The organism is Streptomyces sp. NPDC057638, assembly GCF_042800315.1.
Classification (GTDB): domain Bacteria; phylum Actinomycetota; class Actinomycetes; order Streptomycetales; family Streptomycetaceae; genus Streptomyces.
In genome coordinates, this window is sequence record NZ_JBHVHF010000072.1 from 22,748 (window position 1) to 28,747 (window position 6,000).

Genomic DNA, 6,000 nt, shown 5'->3' on the forward strand with positions numbered 1-6,000 from the left:
GGTGGTTTCCGTGCGCCGCCCCGCCTCCATCGCCCCGGAGCCGACGGTCCACACGGAGGTGGGCAGGGGGGTGGGCACGGGACCGGCGCCATGGGAAGAAGGCGAAAGCACTGTGGCCCGGCCTCGTGAAGAGGGCCGGGCCACAGTAGTGAGTAGCGGGGACAGGATTTGAACCTGCGACCTCTGGGTTATGAGCCCAGCGAGCTACCGAGCTGCTCCACCCCGCGTCGGTAAACACAACCTTACGCCATTGGGAGGGCGCTCGACGCCACCTGACACCCGGCACAGGGAGAAAAGGGGTGAAGTCGGGCACATATGGGTCTCAGCCGTCTGTGAGCCCGGTCTCCCCGTACACCCGCATCGCGTCCCGCAGCAGCTCAGCCGTGCCCGCGCCCTCGCGGTCGTAGGCCTTCCGGAACCGCTCGTCGGCCGTGTACATCTCCCCCAGGCCGATGAAGTGGTCGCGCGAGGGTGCCTCGAAGAGCGACAGCCAGGCGTACTGCCGGGCGGCCAGTTCCTGGACCTCGTCGCTGTCGGGGGCGAGCCCGGCGGCGGCCGCCGCCGCGACGGCGCGGGCGATGTCCTTCTGCTCCTGGTGGTACGCGCGGCGGCGCTCCTCGCTCAGCGAGCGCCACCACTGGTCACCGCGCTCATAGGCGTCGCGGCCCCACCGCTCGGTGACCTCCCGCTCGTAGCGGGTGTGGTCGAAACCGTCCAGCACTTCCTCCGCCATCAGTTCCTCTCCTCGTTCCGTCTTGCGCAAGGTGGTCCGCACCGAGGTGATCTGCCGCTCGATCCGCTCCCGCTCCTGCTCCAGCAGGCCCAGATGGGCCCGGAGGGCGACGGCGGTGTCCCGCTGCCCCTCCAGGACCTCCCCGATCGCGGGCAGGGAGAGCCCCAGCTCGCGCAGGAGGAGGATCCGCTGGAGCCGCACCAGCTCATCGGGGCCGTAGTGGCGGTAGCCGTTGGCCCCCACCCGGCTCGGGGTGAGGAGCCCCAGCTCCCCGTAGTGCCGCAGGGTGCGGCTCGTCGTCCCGGCCAGCCGGGAGATCTCCTGGATCGACCACTCCATGGCCCTGACGGTAGAAGTTGACGTTACGTCAGGGTCAACCTCTGCCGTCCGGGCCGGCTGCCGCCGAAACCGGCGTTCAGCGGGCGAGCCGGGCGGCCCGGCCCAGGAGGTAGCGGGCCTCGGGGGCGCTGAGGGTACGCCGGGCCGCCAGCCCGTACGCGGCCCGCGCCTCCGCCACCTCGCCCGCCCGCTCCAGCAGATGGGCGCGGACGGCGTCCAGCCGGTGGTGCCCGGCGAGCCGCCCGGCGAGCGCGTCGGCCTCGGCGAGTCCGGCGCGCGGACCGTGGACCATGGCGATGGCCACGGCCCGGCCCAGGGCGGCCATCGGATCGGCGGTGATCCGTACCAGCAGGTCGTAGAGGGCGAGGATCTGCGGCCAGTCGGTGGCACCGGCGTCCGGTGCCTCGTCGTGGAGGGCGGCGATGGCGGCCTGGAGCTGGTACGGCCCGGCCGGGCCCTGGGTCAGCGCCCGTTCGACCAGGGCGGTTCCCTCCCGGATGGCGGCCTGGTCCCAGCGGCTGCGGTCCTGTTCGTCGAGAGGGACGAGATCGCCCCGCTCGGTGGTACGGGCGGCGCCGCGCGCCTCGGTCAGCAGCATCAGCGCCAGGAGTCCGGTGACCGCGCCGTCGCGGGGCAGCAGCGCGCTCAGCGCGCGGGTCAGCCGGATGGCCTCCCGGGCGAGGTCGGCCCGGTGCAGGGTGGCGCCCGATGTGGCCGTGTACCCCTCGTTGAAGATCAGATAGAGGACCTGGAGCACGGCGTCGAGCCGCTGGTCACGGTCCTCGGGCCCCGGCTGCCGGAAGGGAACGCCCCGGATCCGCTGCTTGGCCCGGCTGATCCGCTGCGCCATGGTGCCCTCCGGCACCAGATGGGCGCGGGCGATCTCGGCGGTGGTCAGTCCGCCGACCGCGCGCAGGGTGAGCGCGATCTGCGCGGCCGGACCGAGATCGGGATGGCAGCAGAGGAAGAGAAGGGTCAGGGTGTCGTCGGCGGCGGGCGCCCGGCTCTCCCCCGGCGCCGGAGCGGTGTGCGCGTCACGCGGCAGCAGTCCCGCCACGGCCTCCTCCCTGCGGCGCCGGGCCTCCTCGGCCCGGAGCAGATCGACGAGCCGCCGCGAGGCGACCCGGATCAGCCAGCCGCGCGGGTTGGCGGGGACACCGTCCCCGGGCCACTGGTGGGCGGCGGCGAGCAGCGCCTCCTGGACGGAGTCCTCGGCGAGGTCGAAGTGACCGTAACGGCGTACGAGCGCGCCGAGGACCTGCGGCGCGTGCCGGCGCAGCAGGTCCTCGACGGTGGGTGGCGCGCTCATCCGCGCGGGGCCCGGCGGGCCTGCGGGCCCCCGTCGGTGCGGCGGGCCCGGTCGGTGCGGGGCGGCGGTGGGGACGGCATCAGATCTCACAGCCGCCTTCGCCCTGGATGGGCCGGATGATGACGGGCAGCTCGGCCCCCTCCGGCCCCGGACACCGGAGGACCCGGGTGGCGATCTCGGTCACCCGCTCCAGGCTCTCGCAGTCCAGGATCCAGTACCCGCCGAGGACCTCCTTGGTCTCGCCGTAGGGCCCGTCGGTGATCACGGGACGGCGGTCGGGGCCGAGGGCGATCATCCGCGCCTGGGCGGGCTCGGTGAGCCCCGCGCCCCCGACCATCTCGCCGGACTCGGCGAGGTCGTCGTTGATCGCGGACATATGGGCGAACACCGCCTGGAGCTGCTGCTCGCTCCAGGCCGGGTGGCCGGGGGACTCCTTGCCCGCCATGGCCTCGTAGCCCGCCTGGGTGCCCTGGATCATCAAGAGGTACTTCATGGTGCCGCTCCTGTGTGCCGGTGGGCGCCCCTGGTGGGCACCTCTCACAGGAGACGTCGGAGCGGCGAACCGGTTCTCTACACGGTCGCGGAACTTTTTTCCGGGGAAGTTTCCGGGGGAGTTCTCGGTGGAGCCCGGCGGACGGGCGCGGAGGTCGGTGCCGGTGTCGGCACGGGGCCGGTCTGCGGCGACCCACGGCGTACGGAGGCGGGTGGCCCGCCCCCGTACCCGTCACGCGGCAGCGGCGGCGGGGGTCAGTTGACCGCGCCCACCAGCATCGTCACCGGGTCCGTCAGCGGCGCGAGCGCGTTGGGCACCTCCATGAGCTGGTTCAGCTGGTTCAGCTCCTTGAGCTGGTTGAGCTGGCCCAACTGGCCGAGCGAGGTGGATCCGAGGGGCCCGGGGGCGGGCGTGGGGGCGGGGGCGGCGTGGGCGCCGGAGACCGCGAGGGCCGAGGCGGAGGCAGCGAGGGCGACGGTCGCGAGCAGGCGCTGAGTCTTGGTCATGCCGGGGACAACGGCCACGCGGGGCCGGGGTCACGGGGTGCCGCCCCGAGATGCCCCAGCGGGGTGCCCGGGGTGAACCCGTGCGCCCATTCGGCGCAGCCGTTCGGTTCACTGCCCCGTTTTCATCACCTATGCCCGTATTTCGGTTGCGGTGACCTCTCCCCTGATCCGCGCCGCCACGGCCACCGCACTCGCCCTGCTCCCCCTCGCCCTGACCCTCCCGGCCGCCGCCGCCCCCGCGCCCCGCGCCGGGACGGCCGCCCGCGCCGCCGAGACGGCCCCACTCACGGGCGCCGTGGCCCTGCTGCCCATCGCCGCCGAGGACCGTACGGGGTACGTACGCAGCGCCTTCCGCCACTGGAACGCCGGGCTCAACCCCACCGACGGCTGCACCACCCGTAACGAGGTCCTGCTGGACGAGGCCGTCGAACCGCCGACCGTGGGCCCGGGCTGCACACTGACCGGGGGCTCCTGGTTCTCGTACTACGACGAGCAGACCGTCACCCCGGCCGCCTCCCTCGACATCGACCACATGGTGCCGCTCGCCGAGGCATGGGACTCCGGCGCCTCCGTCTGGACGGCCGCCCGCCGCGAGGCGTACGCCAACGACCAGGGCCAGCCGACCTCGCTCATCGCCGTCACCGCGCGCGCCAACCGGTCCAAGGCCGACCAGGACCCCGCCGAATGGCTACCCCCGGCGCCCGGCGCCCGCTGCCGCTACCTCGCGGAGTGGACCGCCACCAAACTCCGCTGGGACCTGGCCGTGGACCCGCGCGAACGCGACCGTCTGACCACCCTGGCGACCGCCTGCCCGACGACGCCGGTCACCTGGATCCCCGCGCCCTGAGCGAGGGGCGCGAGGGCGCCCACAGGGGGCGCGAGGTGTCGCCAATGCGCCCTATTTGGCATATGACTGAAAAAGGGTTATCCCATCGCGGTGATCCCTAGATTGTTCTCGCGCACTACGGTGCGCCTCCCCTCAAGGATCGCTCCGGACCCCGCCCCTCGGGGCCCGGCCCGAACCAAAGGAAGGGCCGCCGACCGGGATTCCATCGGCGGCCAATCTGAGGGGAGGCGCCCATGGGGCGTCGTAGGAAGCCCAAGCCGTCACTCCGGCAGCGCGTCGAGGACCTTCTGGTCCGCACGGCGGAAAAGCTGGGGAGGTGGCTGAAGAAGTGAGCTGAGCCCCCACTCGCGGGGCTCAGTTCACCAAGGCCCTACGTTGGCTCCCGTCACGGTGTCCGGCCATGGCGGGGGCCTTCTCCATGACGGTACCCGACATCGCTCGGTTGTGTCAGGCGCACCATGGCGCCGCCCCGTCCGGTACGAGCCGGATCTCCCCCCACCGCGCCAGACACGCTCCGGCGCCTCCGGTGGAAGCCCAGGTCGTCACTCCGGCAGCGCGTCGAGGACCTTCTGGTCCGCACGGCGGACAAGCTGGGAAGGTGGCTGAAGAAGTGAGCTGAGCCCCAAACAGCGGGGCTCAGCTCACCCAGGCCCTACGTTGGCTCCCGTCACGGTATCCGGCCGCGGCGGGGGCCTTCTTGTCAGGTCCCCGACCTGGCGAGCCGGGAAGGTGGCTGAGGACACGAGCTGAATCCCCCACGGAAGAGGCTCAGTTCAGGCAACTCCTACGCTGGCTCCCGTCACGGGTACTCGGCCGTGGCGGGGTCCGCGCCGACCGTACCCGACCCGCTGGGGCGCTCCCGGCGCCTTCCCGTGCTCCCGGCGAATACCGGCCAGATATGCCGCCGCTCTCCTCCGGGCGACGCGTTCCGGCCCGGGGCCATGCCGTCGGGGCGGACGTCCACCCCGTGCGCGCGGTCTACTCCGACCCGGCGAATCACAGGGCGCGGGTTCGCGCGAAAGAGGGGCCGCCCGCGCGTTCCGGGTGCGCCGGGGGCGCGCGGTCCGCAACGATCTCGGCGCGGCGGGTCCGGGCCCGTGGCCCCGGGCCATCCCGGGGCGGTGTCACGGCCCCCGGCCGCCCGCCCTCGTCAAGGAGACAACAGACATGCGCGATACCCGGTTTCCCGGGAACCGGTCCTGGCTGTCCTGGCTGGTGACCCTGCTGGCCGTGGTGACGCTCGGCACCCTGGCGTCGGTGGCCTCGCCCGCGTCCCGCGCGGCGGCCAACCCGCCGATGCCGACGACGCTCGACTCTCTCCAGTTCCAGCTGGTCGTCGACCGCGCCACGATGGAGGTGAGCGGAACGCTGGTGGAGCGGGAGGCCGAGCTGAGCGGGGTGCAGGACGCGGCGGTGACCGCCGACTTCCTCCGCTCCGGCCACCCCGCCGGGTCCTGCGAGATGACCACGGACCTGTCCGGGGTCTTCCGCTGTTCGCAGCCCGGTCTGACCCCGTCGGACTGGCCGGACCAGGTGCGGGTGAGCTACGCGGGGGACGCGTTGCACGCGCCGTCCACCGCGATCGGCCAGGTGGTCTATCTGCGGACGCCCGCGACCCGGCCCGCGACGCCCGCCTCGCCCTGAGCACGGACGGGGCGCGGCCCGGAGCACCTCCTGAGCCCCGTGGGTGACACCGGCCGAGCGGGGAGCGGCCCGCCGGGACGCGGGAGCCGCCGGGCTGAGCGAACCGGGTAACGACGAGGGGTCCCCGGA

Annotated in this window: 6 protein-coding genes and 1 tRNA gene; 2 read left to right on the top strand and 5 right to left on the bottom strand. The window is 73.4% G+C overall.

The window, feature by feature from the left end; genetic code table 11:
- Window positions 1-153 precede the first annotated feature (153 nt).
- The 5 genes from ACFVIM_RS13200 to ACFVIM_RS13220 all read right to left on the bottom strand — a co-directional run bounded on the left by ACFVIM_RS13200 (window position 154) and on the right by ACFVIM_RS13220 (window position 3,380).
- Window positions 154-227 (bottom strand) — tRNA-Met (locus ACFVIM_RS13200).
- 95 nt (window positions 228-322) lie between these two features.
- The gene (locus ACFVIM_RS13205; protein WP_384300797.1) at window positions 323-1,072 is read right to left on the bottom strand and encodes a MerR family transcriptional regulator; all 750 of its coding nucleotides are present in this window, start codon (window positions 1,070-1,072) and stop codon (window positions 323-325) included.
- A gap of 76 nt (window positions 1,073-1,148) precedes the next feature.
- Window positions 1,149-2,381: an RNA polymerase sigma factor gene (locus ACFVIM_RS13210; RefSeq protein ID WP_384300798.1), complete on the bottom strand. Its 1,233-nt coding sequence runs from the start codon at window positions 2,379-2,381 to the stop codon at window positions 1,149-1,151.
- Between the two features lie 79 nt (window positions 2,382-2,460).
- Window positions 2,461-2,874 (bottom strand): YciI family protein, encoded by a 414-nt coding sequence (locus ACFVIM_RS13215; protein ID WP_384300799.1) that lies wholly within the window; start codon window positions 2,872-2,874, stop codon window positions 2,461-2,463.
- 254 nt (window positions 2,875-3,128) lie between these two features.
- The gene (locus ACFVIM_RS13220; RefSeq protein ID WP_384300800.1) at window positions 3,129-3,380 is read right to left on the bottom strand and encodes a hypothetical protein; all 252 of its coding nucleotides are present in this window, start codon (window positions 3,378-3,380) and stop codon (window positions 3,129-3,131) included.
- A gap of 151 nt (window positions 3,381-3,531) precedes the next feature.
- On the opposite strand from ACFVIM_RS13220, the gene ACFVIM_RS13225 reads away from it, so the two are divergent.
- Both ACFVIM_RS13225 and ACFVIM_RS13230 read left to right on the top strand, forming a co-directional pair.
- Complete coding sequence (locus tag ACFVIM_RS13225) at window positions 3,532-4,227, top strand: HNH endonuclease family protein (protein WP_384300801.1); 696 nt, start codon at window positions 3,532-3,534, stop codon at window positions 4,225-4,227.
- Between the two features lie 1,167 nt (window positions 4,228-5,394).
- The gene (locus ACFVIM_RS13230; RefSeq protein ID WP_384300802.1) at window positions 5,395-5,871 is read left to right on the top strand and encodes a hypothetical protein; all 477 of its coding nucleotides are present in this window, start codon (window positions 5,395-5,397) and stop codon (window positions 5,869-5,871) included.
- Window positions 5,872-6,000 lie beyond the last annotated feature (129 nt).

What these genes read in the sequence shown, in the direction of transcription:
- ACFVIM_RS13215 (WP_384300799.1), bottom strand. Translation starts at nt 2,874, where the DNA reads ATGAAGTACCTCTTGATGATCCAGGGCACCCAGGCGGGCTACGAGGCC.
- ACFVIM_RS13210 (WP_384300798.1), bottom strand. Translation starts at nt 2,381, where the DNA reads ATGAGCGCGCCACCCACCGTCGAGGACCTGCTGCGCCGGCACGCGCCG.
- ACFVIM_RS13230 (WP_384300802.1), top strand. Translation starts at nt 5,395, where the DNA reads ATGCGCGATACCCGGTTTCCCGGGAACCGGTCCTGGCTGTCCTGGCTG.
- ACFVIM_RS13220 (WP_384300800.1), bottom strand. Translation starts at nt 3,380, where the DNA reads ATGACCAAGACTCAGCGCCTGCTCGCGACCGTCGCCCTCGCTGCCTCC.
- ACFVIM_RS13205 (WP_384300797.1), bottom strand. Translation starts at nt 1,072, where the DNA reads ATGGAGTGGTCGATCCAGGAGATCTCCCGGCTGGCCGGGACGACGAGC.